Source organism: Fodinibius sediminis, from assembly GCF_900182555.1.
In the GTDB taxonomy this organism is placed as follows: Bacteria; Bacteroidota; Rhodothermia; order Balneolales; family Balneolaceae; genus Fodinibius; species Fodinibius sediminis.
Window position 1 is genome coordinate 1 of the sequence record NZ_FXTH01000024.1, and the last position, 15,818, is coordinate 15,818.

14 protein-coding genes are annotated in these 15,818 nt (G+C 52.2%); 4 read left to right on the top strand and 10 right to left on the bottom strand.

The window, feature by feature from the left end:
* Positions 1 to 234 precede the first annotated feature (234 nt).
* From FN808_RS17655 to FN808_RS17665, 3 genes are read left to right on the top strand one after another with little or no spacing between them, the layout of a single operon-like run.
* Positions 235 to 1,746, top strand: coding sequence for an acyl-CoA dehydrogenase family protein (locus FN808_RS17655; protein ID WP_142715947.1), 1,512 nt, complete (start codon positions 235 to 237; stop codon positions 1,744 to 1,746).
* Between the two features lie 21 nt (positions 1,747 to 1,767).
* Positions 1,768 to 2,454: an SIR2 family NAD-dependent protein deacylase gene (locus tag FN808_RS17660; protein ID WP_142715948.1), complete on the top strand. Its 687-nt coding sequence runs from the start codon at positions 1,768 to 1,770 to the stop codon at positions 2,452 to 2,454.
* Positions 2,455 to 2,499: 45 nt separating this feature from the next.
* Entirely contained in the window at positions 2,500 to 3,438 is a 939-nt protein-coding gene (locus FN808_RS17665; RefSeq protein ID WP_142715949.1) for an SGNH/GDSL hydrolase family protein, read from the top strand.
* 4 nt (positions 3,439 to 3,442) lie between these two features.
* On the opposite strand, the gene FN808_RS17670 is transcribed toward FN808_RS17665, so the two are convergent.
* Positions 3,443 to 4,114, bottom strand: coding sequence for a hypothetical protein (locus FN808_RS17670; protein WP_142715950.1), 672 nt, complete (start codon positions 4,112 to 4,114; stop codon positions 3,443 to 3,445).
* Between the two features lie 58 nt (positions 4,115 to 4,172).
* Positions 4,173 to 4,868, bottom strand: coding sequence for an SDR family NAD(P)-dependent oxidoreductase (locus tag FN808_RS17675; RefSeq protein ID WP_142715951.1), 696 nt, complete (start codon positions 4,866 to 4,868; stop codon positions 4,173 to 4,175).
* A gap of 233 nt (positions 4,869 to 5,101) precedes the next feature.
* On the opposite strand from FN808_RS17675, the gene FN808_RS17680 reads away from it, so the two are divergent.
* Positions 5,102 to 7,201, top strand: a complete 2,100-nt coding sequence (locus tag FN808_RS17680) for an alpha-ketoacid dehydrogenase subunit alpha/beta (RefSeq protein ID WP_142715952.1) — start codon at positions 5,102 to 5,104, stop codon at positions 7,199 to 7,201.
* Positions 7,202 to 7,530: 329 nt separating this feature from the next.
* On the opposite strand, the gene FN808_RS17685 is transcribed toward FN808_RS17680, so the two are convergent.
* From FN808_RS17685 to FN808_RS17720, 8 genes are all read right to left on the bottom strand, one after another.
* Positions 7,531 to 8,229 (bottom strand): DNA alkylation repair protein, encoded by a 699-nt coding sequence (locus FN808_RS17685; protein WP_142715953.1) that lies wholly within the window; start codon positions 8,227 to 8,229, stop codon positions 7,531 to 7,533.
* Entirely contained in the window at positions 8,226 to 8,990 is a 765-nt protein-coding gene (locus tag FN808_RS17690) for an enoyl-CoA hydratase/isomerase family protein (protein WP_185958490.1), read from the bottom strand. Before FN808_RS17690 ends, FN808_RS17685 begins: the two co-directional genes overlap by 4 nt.
* 186 nt (positions 8,991 to 9,176) lie before the next feature.
* Positions 9,177 to 10,340: a 3-hydroxyacyl-CoA dehydrogenase NAD-binding domain-containing protein gene (locus FN808_RS17695; RefSeq protein ID WP_142715954.1), complete on the bottom strand. Its 1,164-nt coding sequence runs from the start codon at positions 10,338 to 10,340 to the stop codon at positions 9,177 to 9,179.
* A 244-nt stretch (positions 10,341 to 10,584) separates the two neighbouring features.
* Positions 10,585 to 11,211: a carbonic anhydrase gene (locus FN808_RS17700; protein WP_142715955.1), complete on the bottom strand. Its 627-nt coding sequence runs from the start codon at positions 11,209 to 11,211 to the stop codon at positions 10,585 to 10,587.
* 108 nt (positions 11,212 to 11,319) lie between these two features.
* Positions 11,320 to 13,617, bottom strand: coding sequence for an FUSC family protein (locus FN808_RS17705; protein ID WP_142715956.1), 2,298 nt, complete (start codon positions 13,615 to 13,617; stop codon positions 11,320 to 11,322).
* A gap of 7 nt (positions 13,618 to 13,624) precedes the next feature.
* On the bottom strand, positions 13,625 to 14,068 hold the full coding sequence (locus FN808_RS17710; protein ID WP_185958487.1) for a class I SAM-dependent methyltransferase: 444 nt from the start codon (positions 14,066 to 14,068) through the stop codon (positions 13,625 to 13,627).
* Between the two features lie 88 nt (positions 14,069 to 14,156).
* Positions 14,157 to 14,579: a secondary thiamine-phosphate synthase enzyme YjbQ gene (locus FN808_RS17715; protein WP_142715958.1), complete on the bottom strand. Its 423-nt coding sequence runs from the start codon at positions 14,577 to 14,579 to the stop codon at positions 14,157 to 14,159.
* An 87-nt stretch (positions 14,580 to 14,666) separates the two neighbouring features.
* Complete coding sequence (locus tag FN808_RS17720; protein ID WP_185958488.1) at positions 14,667 to 15,677, bottom strand: SDR family oxidoreductase; 1,011 nt, start codon at positions 15,675 to 15,677, stop codon at positions 14,667 to 14,669.
* Between the last annotated feature and the right edge of the window lie 141 nt (positions 15,678 to 15,818).

A 15,818-nucleotide genomic window follows, 5' to 3' on the forward strand; every position in this document is an offset into this window, starting at 1 on the left:
GGCGGAAGCGTAGGTCCCCTCCTGCTCTCTTTTTTACTCCGGCCCTTCATGGCAGCCCCGTGAAGGGCCTTTTTTGTAACCCCCAACCGGCAGAATATAACTAGATCTATAATGCAATAGTTGTACCAATAAACTCAAAATCAGTATATTAGGGCTAAAATAGGATCAGGCTTATCCGAAAAACCCATAAAGCTTCATGTGAAGCTTCTATTTTCAACTTTTTCAGTACTGTCTATGGAATTTTCAAAGTTTATCAATCGGTATAAAACAAAGCTCAACGAGCTTTTTAATAAGGAAGAAGATATCAATGAACTTAGTTTGAGCCGGGGACTGCCTCATTCCATCTTTCAACAGGTGATGGAGTGTAAACCCCTTAGTGTTTTCATCCCTGAAAAATATGGGGGGCGAGGCGCCTATACCCATGAAGCGCTTGCCATGCTGGAGGCAAGCTCCTACGAATCACTTCCCCTCTCGCTGATGATGGGAATCAACGGGGCCCTCTTTTTGCAACCGGTGGCCAACTATGGCTCTGAAGAGGTAAAGCAACCGATATTCGATCGTTTTCTGAAGGAAAACAATATGGGAGGGCTGATGATTACCGAACCTGATTTCGGATCGGATGCCCTGCGCATGGAGACTTCCTTCAGCAAATCGGATAGTAATGATCATGTGACGTACAAGGTGGAGGGCACAAAACACTGGGCTGGTTTGACGGGGGCGGCCGATTTTTGGCTGATTACCGCACGACGAAAAAAAAGTGAAGGCAAACTGGGACGGGATATTGGGTTCTTTATTCATGACAGCAGGCGCGGAGGCATTGAAGTGGAAGAATATTACAAGAACCTTGGGCTCTACATGCTGCCCTATGGCCGTAATAAAATTAATATCACTGTTCCTGAAGAATACAGGCTGCAGCCCCGTTCAACAGGCATCAAAATGATGCTTGACATTTTGCATCGCAGCCGGCTTCAGTTTCCGGGCATGGGCATTGGATTTCTCAAGCGCATGATGGTGGAAGGCGTCACACATTGTAAGGAGCGCTCGGTGGGCGGACAAAGCCTTTTCAATTATGATCAGGTCAAAAAACGATTAAACCGTCTGCAGTCATCATTCACCATCTGTTCGGCCATGTGTGCCTACACCAGTAATAATGTACCGATTGACAAGGATGTGTCAGGTATGGATATCGCTGCCAACACCATCAAAACCTATACAACAGATCTGATGCAGCAGGCAGCGCAATCACTGCTTCAGCTGACCGGCGCCAAGGGCTACCGTCTTGATCATATCGCGGGCAGAGCCCTGATTGATAGTCGGCCGTTCCAGATCTTTGAGGGATCCAACGATATTCTGTACCAACAAATATCGGAGGCCGTACTGAAGCGGATGCGCAGGCTCAAGCTGGAGAACCTGAGCACGTTTTTGAGTGATTTCAAACTCACTGAGCGGGCATCCGACTACTTTACGGAACTGCTCGATTTCAAGATTGACAACAAACTGGCCCAAGACCGTCTTGTGGAACTGGGACGGATACTGAGCCGGGTTATCTCCCTCGAATTTACCCTTCGGCTGAGCGATAAGGGGTTCAATCAAAAGCTGATAGAGAATACCATCAAGACCCTGCGATCTGACGTGGAACGGATGGTCACTACCTTTATCAACGAAAAGACTCCTGATGTGGTGGAGGATTACGAGGAGGGGAGCTCCTGGCTGGAGAGTATTGCACCCAAATATATTCACTCCTAAGTTTTATTCCACGCTCTTGTCATGGAAAAGGTAGTTGTACTGACCGGCGCCGGGATGAGTGCGGACAGCGGACTTAAGACATTCCGCGATTCCGACGGGCTGTGGGAAGGACATGATATACGTCAGGTAGCGACCCCGCAGGCCTGGGAGCAGGATAAAGAACTGGTGCTCGACTTCTATAACAAGCGCCGCCGGCAGGCCCATCAAGCCGATCCGAATGCCGGGCACCTCGCCCTGGCTGAGCTCGAGACCGACTATGAGGTTACCATTATCACCCAGAATGTGGACAGTCTCCACGAACAGGCGGGATCCAGTCATGTTATCCATCTGCATGGTGAACTGACCAAGGTCCGAAGCGAGAAGGATCCGTCCCTTATTTACGATATCGGAGGGGACCCTGTTGAGCTGGGGGATAAGGCGGAAGACGGGGCGCAGCTGCGACCGCATGTCGTGTGGTTCGGTGAACCGGTACCCAGGATCTCTGAAGCCACGGCCCTTATCCCTGAGGCCGACATTCTGGTTGTCATCGGCACCTCTCTGGTCGTTTATCCCGCGGCAGGCCTCGTGGATTTAGCACGGCCGGGTATCCTCAAATTTGTTATCGATCCGGATAAGCCCGACCTGGTTGAAGGATCTGAATGGAAGCATTTACCGAAGACCGCGGCGAAAGGAACGCCGCTGCTGGTAAATCAATTATTAGAAGGATAATCGTAGTTTCACCTGAGATCATTTTAACAGATTAACGCTAGATACATGTCTGACTACAAAGCAACGGAAGAAGAGGCTGAAGTTCTGGAGAAATACCTGCTGCAGTTTTTAAACCTTGAAAAACGATATCCCCTGCTGCCCGGTATTGAAAATGAAGAAGCCATCGCCGGATTGATGGGTATTGAACGAGAAAAACTGCTAAAGTTACGGGATCGGTTTGCCTCCAATGCACGGCAGGCGGCCGTAGAGCTCCTTGAGGATCCTGAAGTGGCCGAATGGATTGAAGAGCTTCCCTTCGAGCCAGGGGATACCATTGTTGCCTTTGGCGACTCGATAACCGATGATCTTCAGGGGTGGTTTAAAATATTTGAGAACGTGCTGGAGATTGGATTGGAGGATCCCGAATTGAGCTTTATTAACAGCGGTGTATCCTATGACACCTCAACGGATGCACTCAAGCGCCTCAACCGGGATGTACTGGATCACGAACCGGACTGGGTGATTGTAGCCCTGGGGACCTTCGACGCTCAGCGGCTGCACGTGGCCCCCGACCGTCCGCTGGTATCGCTGGCCGACTACTGGGAGAATTTGAATACCATTGAATCCACGGTCAGCGAGATTACCGATAACCCGCTTATCTGGATGACCCCGCCGCCAGTCATCACGGAGATGCTTCAGCAGATTCCGCTCTTTAATTTTGATCTTTTCGAGGAAGACCTGAGCCGTATCCGGGAAATCCTGACCGGCAAGAAGGGATATATCGTTGATCCGCTGGGCGAACGTATGAAGGAGGATGATGAGCATGACGAAGACGGGGCCGGCCAGGACGTAGCGGCCTGGAATTACCTGAGCGATGGTTTGCATCCCTCCCTTTCTGGCCACGTCAATACCGTTAAGGAGCTCATCCGGTTCCTGGCACTGGCCAAGGACCCGGAAGAAGGCTCCAGTTTTGAGACGCCCGACGATTACGAGGGCGAGAGCTGAGCTGTTAGAGATCCACACTTAGATTCATCACGGTCAACGATGGCTTCAAGGATGTCGTCAGGGTACGCGATGAGAGACGGGTCTGCCTGAAAACATCAGGCTGGATCATGCCTATTTCAATGGATTCATTGCTGTTCCGGTAGGTAATAAAGCCCTCGGCGCTGGAGGGGGCAGCTGCGGAGGCCCGTGCAAAATCAGGCCCTTCGGCAAGGAAAAAAGCATCTACCAGGCCGAAGCCAAAACCAGCCCACGCCCCGATGCCGGAACCATATTGAAGGGCTTCCACCAGAGGTTCTTTAATGATCAGCGAGACCGATGAGGCGATCAGGGCGCCACCGGCAGCCCCGTAAAACGTATCCAGCAGGGGAATGACGGAGGAATTGGTGGCATCGTTAAAGGTACCGGAGATATAGAACTGCTTTCCCTTGTCTGTGATCGACATATCATGCACGCCTACGCCAATGCCGTAAAGTGTACCGGCTCCCAGCCCAACGCGGATGGGACCAAACTCATCGCTATCCTGCAGAGCCATGGTGGCCCCGCCCAGAAGTACACCATTTAGGGCCCCGTTAAGCGTATTGTAGCCCAACAGCTTGATAGACTGGGCCTGCGTGTTTCGGGGCAGGGTTGAAATAGTGAAGCCAGCTAATAACAGTAGCAGTATGTATTTTTTCATGTGATCAAATTACATTTTAATGTTAGCTGTATACAGTGGAGTCGGTTATCGCCTGAGATTATTCAGGATCTTCCAGTGCAACGGGCAGGATTTTACCGTTGTAAAAGGTAGACCCGCTCAGCGAGAAATCCGCAATATAGCTGCCCATCTCTTCAGGGCTCACCGGTGCCTCAAAACCGGGAAAGGCCGCTTCAAACATCTCCGTGTGAACCGCGCCTAGGCACAGCGCATTGACGGCAAGCTGCCGGTCTTTGAACTCTGCGGCGAGCGACTCGGTTAAAATACTCAATGCTCCTTTGGAGACGCTGTAGGCCGATAGGCCGGGAAATTTGGTACTGCCCTGGAACCCGCCCATGCTGCTGATATTGAGAATATGTCCTTTTGTATTAAAATGGGGCAGCAATTGTTTCGTGATATTGACCGCACTGATCAGGTTGCTGTCGAGTTGTGCGCGCCATTCATCAAGGCTGAGCTCCTCAAAAGGCTTGTTAATCAGGACTCCTGCATTGTTAATGAGTATGTTTACTCCATCAACTTCGGAGGATATGGCTTCCACCAGGCGGCCGACGGAATGTTCGTCGGTGAGATCGGCAGGTACCGCATTAATCTGTTCAGGAAACAATCCCTGTAACTTCCCGAGCGGGCCGGCTGAACGGGCTACAGCAAACACACGGTGGCCCCGGTCGGCCAGCTGCTGAGCCGTTTCAAATCCAATGCCCCGGCTTGCCCCGGTAACAATAATAACTTTCGACATAAAGCTGTTTTTGATGATGAAAGTAAGCATACCGAACGGATCTCACAACGTAGAAATTAAGAGTTACGCCGGTCAGGCTCGTTGTTTTAGTGGCTGAATTTAATCATATTCATATATGATCACGGCATTGTACAGCTCCAAGACCTGTAATCCGGTTCCCTGGTCAGTGGTTGTTGTTTCGCTGTTTTCAGGCCGCTGCCCGCAGTATTGGGCAAACAAAGTTGATGAACATTATGGCTAAACGACAAGGGCAAGAGAGGATTTTGCCGGCGATGGATGCACTCGAGTGGAAGGAGATTGTTCGACATATACTGCATTCCCGGGCGATAGACGACAAGGAAGAGCATGAGCTGGTGCCCGGCGGAGAGGTTTTCTACCAGTTTTCGGCCCGCGGCCATGAGCTGACACAGACTATCCTTGCCCACCATCTCACTCATCCTCATGACGCGGTCAGTGCCTATTATCGCTGCCGGCCTCTTATGCTGGCCCTCGGGGTGTCGCTGGAGGATGCCCTGGCAGCTTCCATGGCTAAATCCGGGAGTTACAGCGACGGCCGTGATATTGGGGTTGTCTGTAATAAAGCCGGTAAGGGAGCCACGACGGTGCTGCCGGTAGCAGGGGATGTCGGTTCCCAGTACACCCCGGGAGTGGGGTGGGCCGAGGGGATCCGGTATCATATTGAGGTGCTGCAGGATAGGTCCTACAGCCAGGCGATCTGCGTGATCCTGGGAGGGGACGGATCGGTGGCAACGAACGGCTTCTGGTCAGCCCTGACTGTGGCTTCAACCCAGGAGCTGCCTGTCCTGTTTTTTATAGAGGACAATGGCTACGGGATTTCAGTGCCGGCGCATTACCAGACGCCCGGCGGAAACATTGCCGACAATCTCTACTCTTTTGGTAACCTGCGCATCTTTGACGGCGATGGAACCGAGCCGGAATCCGCCTTGCGCCTTATTCGCGAATCGGTTGAGCATGTACGCACAAGCAGGGGGGCCGCTCTGCTGCACCTTTCTGTACCGCGGTTGAATGGCCACTCCTACCAGGATAACCAATCGTATAAGTCAGAGCATCTGCTGCAGCAGGAGCGGGAACGGGATCCGCTGAAGAAATTGCAGGCTTTCCTGGTGCCGGACCTGGTGCCGGAGAAGGAGTGGATCCGTATCGCGAGGAAAGCGGAGGAGGCCGTGGATCAAGCCGCCGAACAAGTGTTTTCCCGCGCCGAACCCGACAGGGAGCAGGTAACCCGGTATGTATTTGCTGAGACAAAGGCTGACGGTAATCCGGAGATACAGCGTGTGGGAGGAATCGCCCCGTCGCCCCACCGGTTTCCGCCGGGCAGCAATAGACCGCGGCCTGAAAAAGGACGGATCAACATGGTAGAGGGCATTCGTAGAGCGCTGGATTACGAGCTGGAAACGAATTCCAGGGTGATGGTTTTAGGCGAGGATGTTGGCGCCAAGGGCGGGGTGCATGCAGCAACCATGGGCCTGCAGGCCAAGTATGGTGAAACCCGGGTCTTTGATACCAGCCTTTCGGAAGAGGGAATCGTCGGTCGTGCCGTGGGACTGGCTTATGCGGGGCTGATGCCGGTGGCCGAAATCCAGTTTCGTAAATATGCTGATCCTGCCACCGAGCAGCTCCACAACTGCGGAACCGTCCGCTGGCGCACGGCCAATACCTTTGCTGCTCCCATAGTGGTGCGTCTGGCGGGAGGCTTTGCCAAATGCGGAGATCCGTGGCACAGCGTGTGCGACGAGGTGTTTTTTGCCCGTTCTATTGGCTGGCAGCTGGCTTTCCCCAGTAATGCACAGGATGCGGTAGGCCTTCTTCGATCTGCGATGCGAAGTAACAATCCCACTATATTCTTTGAACACCGTAATCTTTTGGACGCCAGATATGCCCGCCGGCCCTATCCGGGTGACCAGTTTACAGTACCATTCGGACAGGCCCGCAGGCTGCGGGAAGGGGGAGAGCTTAGCATCATAACCTGGGGGGCGATGTGCCGGGCCTGCGAGGTGGCAGTGGAAGGTATGGATATCGCGGTGGATTTGCTGGATCTGCGAACCCTCATGCCCTGGGACCGGGACGCTGTGCTGCAGTCGATACGGAAGACCAATCGCTGCCTGATTGTACATGAGGATACCCGGACAGCCGGATTCGGTGCCGAAATAAGCGCTGTGATAGCAAGGGAAGCGTTTCAGTACCTGGATGCCCCTGTTGAACGGTTGACCATGCCTGATATCCCGGTGCCGCACAACACCGGCCTGATGGATGCGGTGATGCCGGATCCCCGGAAGATCACCGATAAGATTGAAGCCCTGATCGCCTTTTGAGCGCCTGCCCGCTTTTGCAGTCTTTCCTGACCTGAAACAGTAAGGGCCTGCAGCTTCTTCATTCTATGGAACACAGGGAGAGAAATGGATCGACAAAATGGCTGGTTATAAAAACGAAAGCACCGATGGAAACGGGAATGCTGTCTGCTCTTGAAGCACACACTTCTTGTTGATGGTGAATATCCGCTTCTCTTGGGGGAGAACAGCTTTGACAGCCTCTAAAGATAATTTTAACAATTCGGCCGTTAAACATGGCGGGGAGGATATATTTGCCGTCAAAATGGCGATATTACGAACAGGTAAAAAGACTCTCCGGGGGGCAGTGACCTTTATATATTCAAATAATATTGCCGCCGTTCTTCCGGGAATTTCTCAACTGCATAGCGCAGCATGGTCCGCGGCATCTGCGGTGCATGGCGGTCTAAAAATAATTCTTCTGTGCGGCGCTCCTGATTACCAATTTCCCGGAGCATCCATCCTACCGCCTTGTGGATAAGGTCATGGCCGTCACTCACAAGGATCTCGGCAAGGGAGAGGGGATCATAAAAATCATTGGCCCTGATGAAAGGGAATGTGCTCATGATGGCGATACGCCGCTCCCAGAGATTTTCAGATCTTGCAAGATCATATAAAATCTTTCGATCCTTATTTTCCAGGTAGCGGCCCACAATATGCTCGGCGGAAGTATCCACAAGGTCCCAGTTGTTAATATACTTTGTATTGTTTAGGTAGAGATCGTAAAGCCGTTTTCTCTGTTCCGAGTCGGCTTTCTTTGATTTCAGGACCAACATGATTAAGGCACACAACCGCTCTTCGTGAAATACGGAATGCAGCAGGTGCTCGATCTCATCCAGTGGAAGATGAGCGAAGCGTCGTGCTACTTTCCTAATACGGGGAACACGGATGCCCAGAAACCGATCCCCTTCGCCATATTCGCCTTTTCCTGTTTTGAAAAAACGTTTGGAATGGTCGGCAATTTCTGGATCCGCCATATCCCGGAGCACGTACTGTACACTGGTATGATTCATGACGAATTCCTAAAGTCCCTGATAAAGTCTCTGGTAAAATCGGAGAGCACCAGTCGCCCGCTGATCGCCGCCCGTTCTTCCAGCAGCTGATCCCAGTCATCGGTTCCTTTCCAGAGCATTTTCTTGAGTTCCCTCATGGCATCGGGGCTGTATCCTGACAATTGCCGGGCCAGGGCATTCACTTCTTTATCCAGCTGTTCACGGGTTTTAAAGATGTTGGCAAACAGGCCATTCTCCCGGGCCCATTCAGCGTCGTTCCAGCTGCCCGCATCCACTGCGAGGGCGCTGAAAGCTGAAGTCCCCAATTTGCGTTCTACGGCGGGCCCCACCACAAAGGGGCCGATGCCAAGGGCCAGCTCACTGAGCTTGACGGCGGCGGAGGTATGGGCCAGGGTATAGTCGCCGGCCGAGGCAATGCCCACGCCCCCGCCCACCGTCTTGCCCTGCACGCGTACGATGATCAGGTTGGGGCACTGGCGCATGGCATTAAGTACTGAGGCGAAGCCCATGAAGAAATACTTTCCCTCCTCATAACTTTCTATGGCCATGAGTTCATCAAAGGAAGCTCCTGCGCAGAAGGCCCCGTCGCCCCGGCTTTGGAGTATGATAACATGCACGTATGATTTTTCCCCCATCTCCGTGATGCTCTCCGCCAGATCCCGCAGCATCGGGCCGGGCAGCGAGTTGCCCTTGGGGTGATAAAATTCAATCGTTCCGATATGATTGGTTATGGCGGTCTGTATTTCTCCAGTTCTGGGCATCATGATTTTGTTTTGAATATTTCCTGGTTGAATGACTGTCTTGAACCCATTTCCTGCACATATTACCTGTGCATCATGCAGGCGGGTATGCTCTCCTTTCCCTCTAAAAAATAGCCTTGTCCAGTTCGAATTCCGAATCTGCAATCCGGGAGGAGCTTGGAATTCCAGTCTGCCCTCCCTGGCTTCCTAATAAAAGGTTTCGCCGTTGCGTACTTTTCGCTTTAACAGTGGATTCGGCCGGTATCGATCTTCCCGGTATTCCGTCTGCAGCCGGGTTATCCGGTCAAGTACTTCCCGCAGGCCAATATCGTCGGCCCAGCGGAGCAGTCCTTTGGGATACTGGCCCCCTTTTGTCATTGCCAGGTCTACCTCTTCGACCGTGGCTACATTCATAAAGACTGCGTCGGCCGCCTCATTGATCAGCATGGCCAGGATGCGGTGTACGATTGTCTGGCCTATTTCCCTGTCGCGTGTCGGCTCAGGGTTGTTGGCGTCCTCCCCGTAATTATAAAAACCCATTCCCGACTTCTGGCCCAGCTGTTCCGCTTCGACCATTCGTTTTTGTGTGAGGGAGGGCTTGAAACGCGGATCATAGAAGAACTCTTTGAAAATGGTTTCTGTCACCTTATAGTTGACATCCTGACCAATGAAATCCATCAGTTCAAAAGGCCCCATCCGAAAGCCCCCCAGCTCTTTCATGGCCCAGTCGATAGTCGGCACATCGGCTACGCCCTCCTCGTATTGGCGGATAGCTTCATTATAAAAGGGACGGGCAACCCGGTTAACGATAAAGCCGGGTGTATCTTTCGACAGAACCGTGGTTTTGTCCCAGTCGTCGATGAGTCTGCGGACGGCTTTTATTGCTTTCCCAGTTGTGGAGAGCCCCGGCACAATTTCTACCAGCGGTATAACGGGGGCCGGATTGAAAAAATGCGTTCCCAGAAAACGACCGGGCTTTTTGAGGGCTTCCGACAGAGAAGCAATGGAAAGAGAGGAGGTATTGGTTGCCAAAAGGCCCCTGCGGGGTACAATCCCTTCAAGCCGCATCAGTACGTCCTTTTTGATCTCCGGATCTTCGGGAACGGCTTCGATAGCCAGGCGGCATTGATCAAAATTCGTCAGGTCGTCAACAAAGTGGATACGTTTCATGATGCCGTTTACTTGGTCCTGTCCCATCCGACCTTTTTCGACCTGTCGCTGCAGGATCTTTCGCAGGGCATGCCTGGCCTTTCCCAGCTGATCAGGATAGGCATCATAGAGATAGACGCGGTGATTGTTGGTGGAGGCGACCTGAGCTATGCCCTGGCCCATGGTTCCGGCTCCGACGACTCCAATGATTGCTTTATCCATATTCTGCATTGGTTATTCACATTCGTTTATATCTGAAAATAACTATTTCAGTCCCAAAACCAACCGACACAGATGTTTTACAGCCATTCAGTGAGTAAAGCGAAGTAGAACCGGGAAGTGACGGAAGGGGGGATGGGCAGGCAGAAATTGCTGATGGCGACAGGGAGAAAAAAAGAAAAGGGCCCATGTGAAGCCCTTTTCTTGGAGTGATACTGTTGCGGCAGGGCAGCCGCGTGAACATGGATCAGGACAGCCGGTAAATTTCCATGATATCCTCCAGGATTTCATCGAAGTTTACTTCCAGGTCTACAAGCCTGCCGCTGTGGATGTCAAAGACCCATCCGTGGACGGTTATGGAGCGTTCGTTGTAGGCCTTCTGCACATCCGATGTTTTCAACACATTGACACACTGTTCCTGAACGTTGAGCTCAACAAGCCGCTTGTATTTCTCTTCCTCATCTTCGATCTGGTTGAGTTCCTCCTTATGCAGCCGGTACACATCCCTGACGTTTCTGAGCCAGGGGTTCAGAATGCCCAGGTCGGCGGATTCCATGGCCGCCTTAACGCCCCCGCAATTGTAATGTCCACATACCACCACATGATCCACTTCAAGATGGGTGACGGCATAAGCAATAACGGACATGGCACTCAGATCGGTATTGGGCACCATATTGGCAATATTGCGATGCACGAACACATCCCCGGGGCCTCCTCCCATCAGCTCTTCCGCGGTTACCCGGCTGTCGGAGCACCCGATATAGAGGATGTTCGGTTCCTGGCCCTTGGCGAGGTTTTTAAAGTAGTCTTCGTTCAGATTGAGTTTTTCCGAAACCCATTCGCGGTTGTTTTCGAAAATTTGGTCAATATCCATGGTTCTTTTCTTTTTTACGGTCAATTAGGTGAATGAGGATGATAATACCCGTGCCGGATATTCGGCTAAAAGCCTACTGATTTTAAGCTTCTTACGCAAGCGTAAATCCTATCCGGGCCGTTTGACGTGCTTGGCAATGGTACGGCTGAGCTCAAGCATCCAGCCCAGTTGCTGACTCAGGTAGTTTATCTGAGCATATTTGACATATGTTTGATTCTGCTGGTCGGTCGGCTGTTTTTTGAGCTGCTGTTTAAGCTGCCGGAGCTGTTGTTCGAGGTCGTCCCCGGCTTGTTCGATATCCTCTGATTTGGATATTTCGGAGGGGGCCTTATGCAGCTCCGTGGCCTGTTCAAGCTCGCTGATGGAGAAGTCCAGGTTTGTAATGATCCCGTCTCCGATCAGTCGAAATTCCTGGTAATCAAAGGCCTGCTGCCGATGCCGTTGTACAAAAATGCCCAGTGAGGTCGTGGTGGAGAGTATCATGTAGCTTAGCAGCGCGAGATCATACGAAAATTTGGCATTCTTCTGCTTGGATTCGGGGTCGCCGGTTAGCCGGTAGTACGAGGAAACGAGATTCGCCATATCCACGTACGCTTTTTTACGGGCAAGCCGGTACTCCGTCTCGTGGAAGGTACCCTCAAAAAGATGCTTGAGCACCTTTTGCAGGTAGGCCTTGTTGGCACATAGCGATTTCCGAAGCAGCGCAGGAAATTTTTGATGCTCCCAGTAAGGCCAGAGGTAGCGGATAGCTAAAATGACCAGCACTGCACCCAGAAGCGTATCCACTACACGAAAAACCACCATGGAGGGAATTTCACGATTCAGGAAACTGTACAGAAAGATCACAAAGATGGTAAAGAAGGTAGAGGCGACTGTATAATTATGGACCACGAACGTAAAGGCCAGGGTCAGGGCCACCCCGAAGAGGGCCAGGGAGATCGTGTGAGACGGATTCAGCTGGTAGATGCCGTAGGCGATGAGGGCCCCGATGAGCGTGCCGATAATGCGATGATAAAAACGTTCCCGCGTAACGCCGTATCCCGGCTTCATGACCACCAGTACCGTCAGCAGTACCCAGTACGCATTTTGGAATTGCAGGAGCCCGGCCAGGGCATATCCGGCCACAGCTGTAGTAGCCGTACGCAGTGCATAGCGGAAGTAGCTGGATTCAAAACTGAAGTTGCCGAGAACGCTGTTCCAGTTCAGTGGGTTCGGGGTCACAAACTGCGGGAGATCTTTGGTATCCACTTCGGTGGCGGTGGCCTGCTGGACATCTTTTTCTTCGTAAGTTTTACGATTCAGGACAGCATTCTGAATGACCTCTACCTTTTGAAGCTGGCGGTGCAGGTACAGCTCGATGCGGCGCAGCGCATGGTACGCCTCTTCATCTGTGCTCTCTTCTTTCAGCACCTGTTCTTTCAGTTCCTGAAGCTGGCTGCGAAGCTGGTCTAAATTATCGCCCAGCTGAAGGTGCCCGGCATAGTCGGCATTATGCAGCAGAATGTCGGCCAGGTTGTGCATCTCCCGGTTAATGCGGGCGATAATGGAGCGAATGATGTTGTACTCCGGGTAGCGGTGCAGGAGCTCCCGTATTCGGGGATAATCGATAGGCGTGGCCACGGCCAGTTCATGCATGTCCACCAGTTCAATAAAGATGAGATAGAAACGACGGCGTTCGGAGCTTCGGCCGGCCAGGAGGGAAGTGTCACTGAACAGCAGTTCGCGGGCACTCTCCTGGGTCTCGCTCAGCTGCTGCTGCAGCCTGGCTAACTCCAGCAGTCCCTGCTCATGGTTGGTGCCGGGCTCCAGCAGGGCCAGCCGCTGTTGAAAGTATTGGGCCGTCTGCCGGGTGCATTCGGCTATTCGCCGGTTGATCTCCCGCGTTCGGGCAAACCAGTGAATCACCATCGCGAAAACGAAATACCAGAGCGATCCGCACAGCAAAAGGAAGCAATGCCAGAGGATGCCCTCTATACTACTGAAACGACCGACCATGCTGATGGCCAGGATGATAGCAATATACCCCATGACGGCCATCAGGGTATAGCGCAGGCTGAAGGGAGAGATATATGCCAGACCAAAGATAAATAGAAAAAGCAGGGGCAGCATCAGCAGGTTGTTACCCACAACAAGGATGCAAAACGTTATGGTGATGGATATAGCCGTGGTAATGAGCAGGGCCGTTGCCTTGGATCGCAGGGTTCCGGCAATATCGACCGCAGATACAAAAAAAGCGCCGAGCATCAACTCCAGCCCCAGGGTTTCATAACCGATCAGTTCGCAGACGACCAGGGGAATAAAGGCACCCACCGTATGACGCAGGCTCAGATAAAACTGCTCGTCACGGAAAACTTCCTGAAGATAAGCGATGCCCCGGCGCAGCCTGGAAATGAATGGTGTAGTCACGGACCTGTTATGCTTTCAGGGTTATGGTGGTAAACGTCCGCTCAACGGTTGATCCGTCTTTGCGTTCTATTGCTTCAGTTTCTGTTTGTGTATCGGCGATTTGAAAGGAGGCTTGGATCACCGGCTGTTCGACATCATCCCAGCCATGGAGACAGAACCCATATTTTGCGTAGGCCAGCAGCCGTGGGCACTCTTCGAATATTGTGAGCGGGTATTCCCAGAAATAAATGGTATTGACGCTTATCATTTTGTGGAACTCGTGATCGGGCAAGGGGAGTGCCTCTCCCCCGTACAAGGGAAAGGAAGCCCGTTCCTGGTCAACAAATGCTTTATTGAGTTTCTTTGCCTGTTCGTTCATGGCAGCGGAAATATCAAGTCTGGTACTGTGTATGACGGAAGTATGACTCAAAACATGCTCTGCAGGGTCGGTATTGATGTGACCGATTTCCAAGCCCCCCCCTGCGGGGATCGCAGCTGAAAGGCAAGTTTCTGAATCGTTGACTCACTTGAGCCTTCCATTATCATAGCAGTAGCTATGCTCACGATTCGCCGTGCAATGTCACGACCAGCTTGCGACGACTGCCCTGCTTCCGGTGCTCACAGAGATAGAGGCCCTGCCAGGTGCCGAGGTTCAGTGAACCGTTGGTGACGGGGATGCTTACCGAAGCCCCCAGCAGGGAGCTTTTGATATGAGAGGTCATGTCATCGGGTCCTTCCAGGGTATGTTCATACAGGGAAGTATCTTCCGGGACCATCCGCTTAAAGTGTGCGGCAAAATCCCGTCGCACCGAAGGATCCGCATTCTCATTGATCGTCAGGCTGGCACTGGTATGCTGGATGAAAAAATGGGCGAGGCCCTTTTTGATCTGTTCTATTTCAGGCAGCTGGTCCAGGACTTCGGACGTGATGATATGAAATCCACGGGATTTAGCAGAGAGCGTTATTTTTGTTTGATGCCACATATTCAGTTTCGAATTAAGAATGAACTGTTAGGTTTATCCCTGGCATGAAATGTAGAATCCCCCAATCTCTTACAACTAATAACTACCTCAACCAAAAAGGCTTTGAATACTTCCGCCGTCATGGCTGATGGTTTGTCCTGTGACGTAACCGGCGTGGGGGGAGAGCAGCCATGCAGACAGGGAGGCCAGCTCTTCACCCTTGCCAAAGCGTCCGACGGGAATGGCCGCTTCCATGGCTTCCTTGACTTCCTCGAAAGACTGATCGGAATTATTTGTTCTTTTCTGGATGACCCGTTCGATGGCCGGGGTATCGTGGGAGCCGGGGGCCAGCACATTGACCGTGACGCCCTGCCTGGCTATTTCTGTCGAAAGGGACTTTGCAAAGGCTACGATGCCCGCGCGGAAGGCATTGCTCAGGACCAGCCCGGGAATAGGCTGCTTCACGGATTTGCTTTCAATGAAAAGCATCCGACCGTAGCTGTTCTTGGTGAAATAGGAAACCAGGCGGTGGGCCAGTTCAATTTTCCAGCGCATCACGTTTTCATAGGCGTTATCCCAGTCGGGCATGGCGGTCTCGAGGGGGGTAAGGGCGGGCGGCCCGCCGGCGTTGAAGACGACACCGTGCAGGGGGTGGTTGCCAATGGTAGCTTCGATCTCATTATGAGTGTTTTCATCGGTGAGATCGCCCGCTACAACAGCTACCTGGTCTCCGAACTCCTCCTTTAGTTCCTGTAGCTTGGTTTGCCGCCGGGCTACAACAATAACCGATGCCTGCTCGCGGAGCAGCCGTTCCGAAATGGCGCGGCCAAATCCACTACTTGCGCCGCATACAATGAATCGGTGGTCGTTTATTTCTAAATCCATGTCGCTGTAAAATAAGAGGTTCTGTTGATAATGAGATTCATAAAGGTAACCCATAAAGTCCATTCTTGCCAAAATATCAGCGGGCGGTGTCGGGAATTCCATGTTCAGAATATCGATCGTTTCAAAAGGTATGTGGTTGGAGGGGTAGCTGGGGAAGGGAAAGCTGCCGACCGGGATGCCCGGAAAAACGCCGGGATTGTAAAAAAGAAGAAATACAGATAATGAATTGGGCAAATAAAACCGTATCTTTGCAGGCTCGAAACAATCGACTGTTTCGGCATATACACACTTGAAAGAGCTGTACGGTGAACTCGCCCCGACGGGGCCGTGCATCGACGGGATGCCCGGCACAGCTACATTAACATATTACTTCTT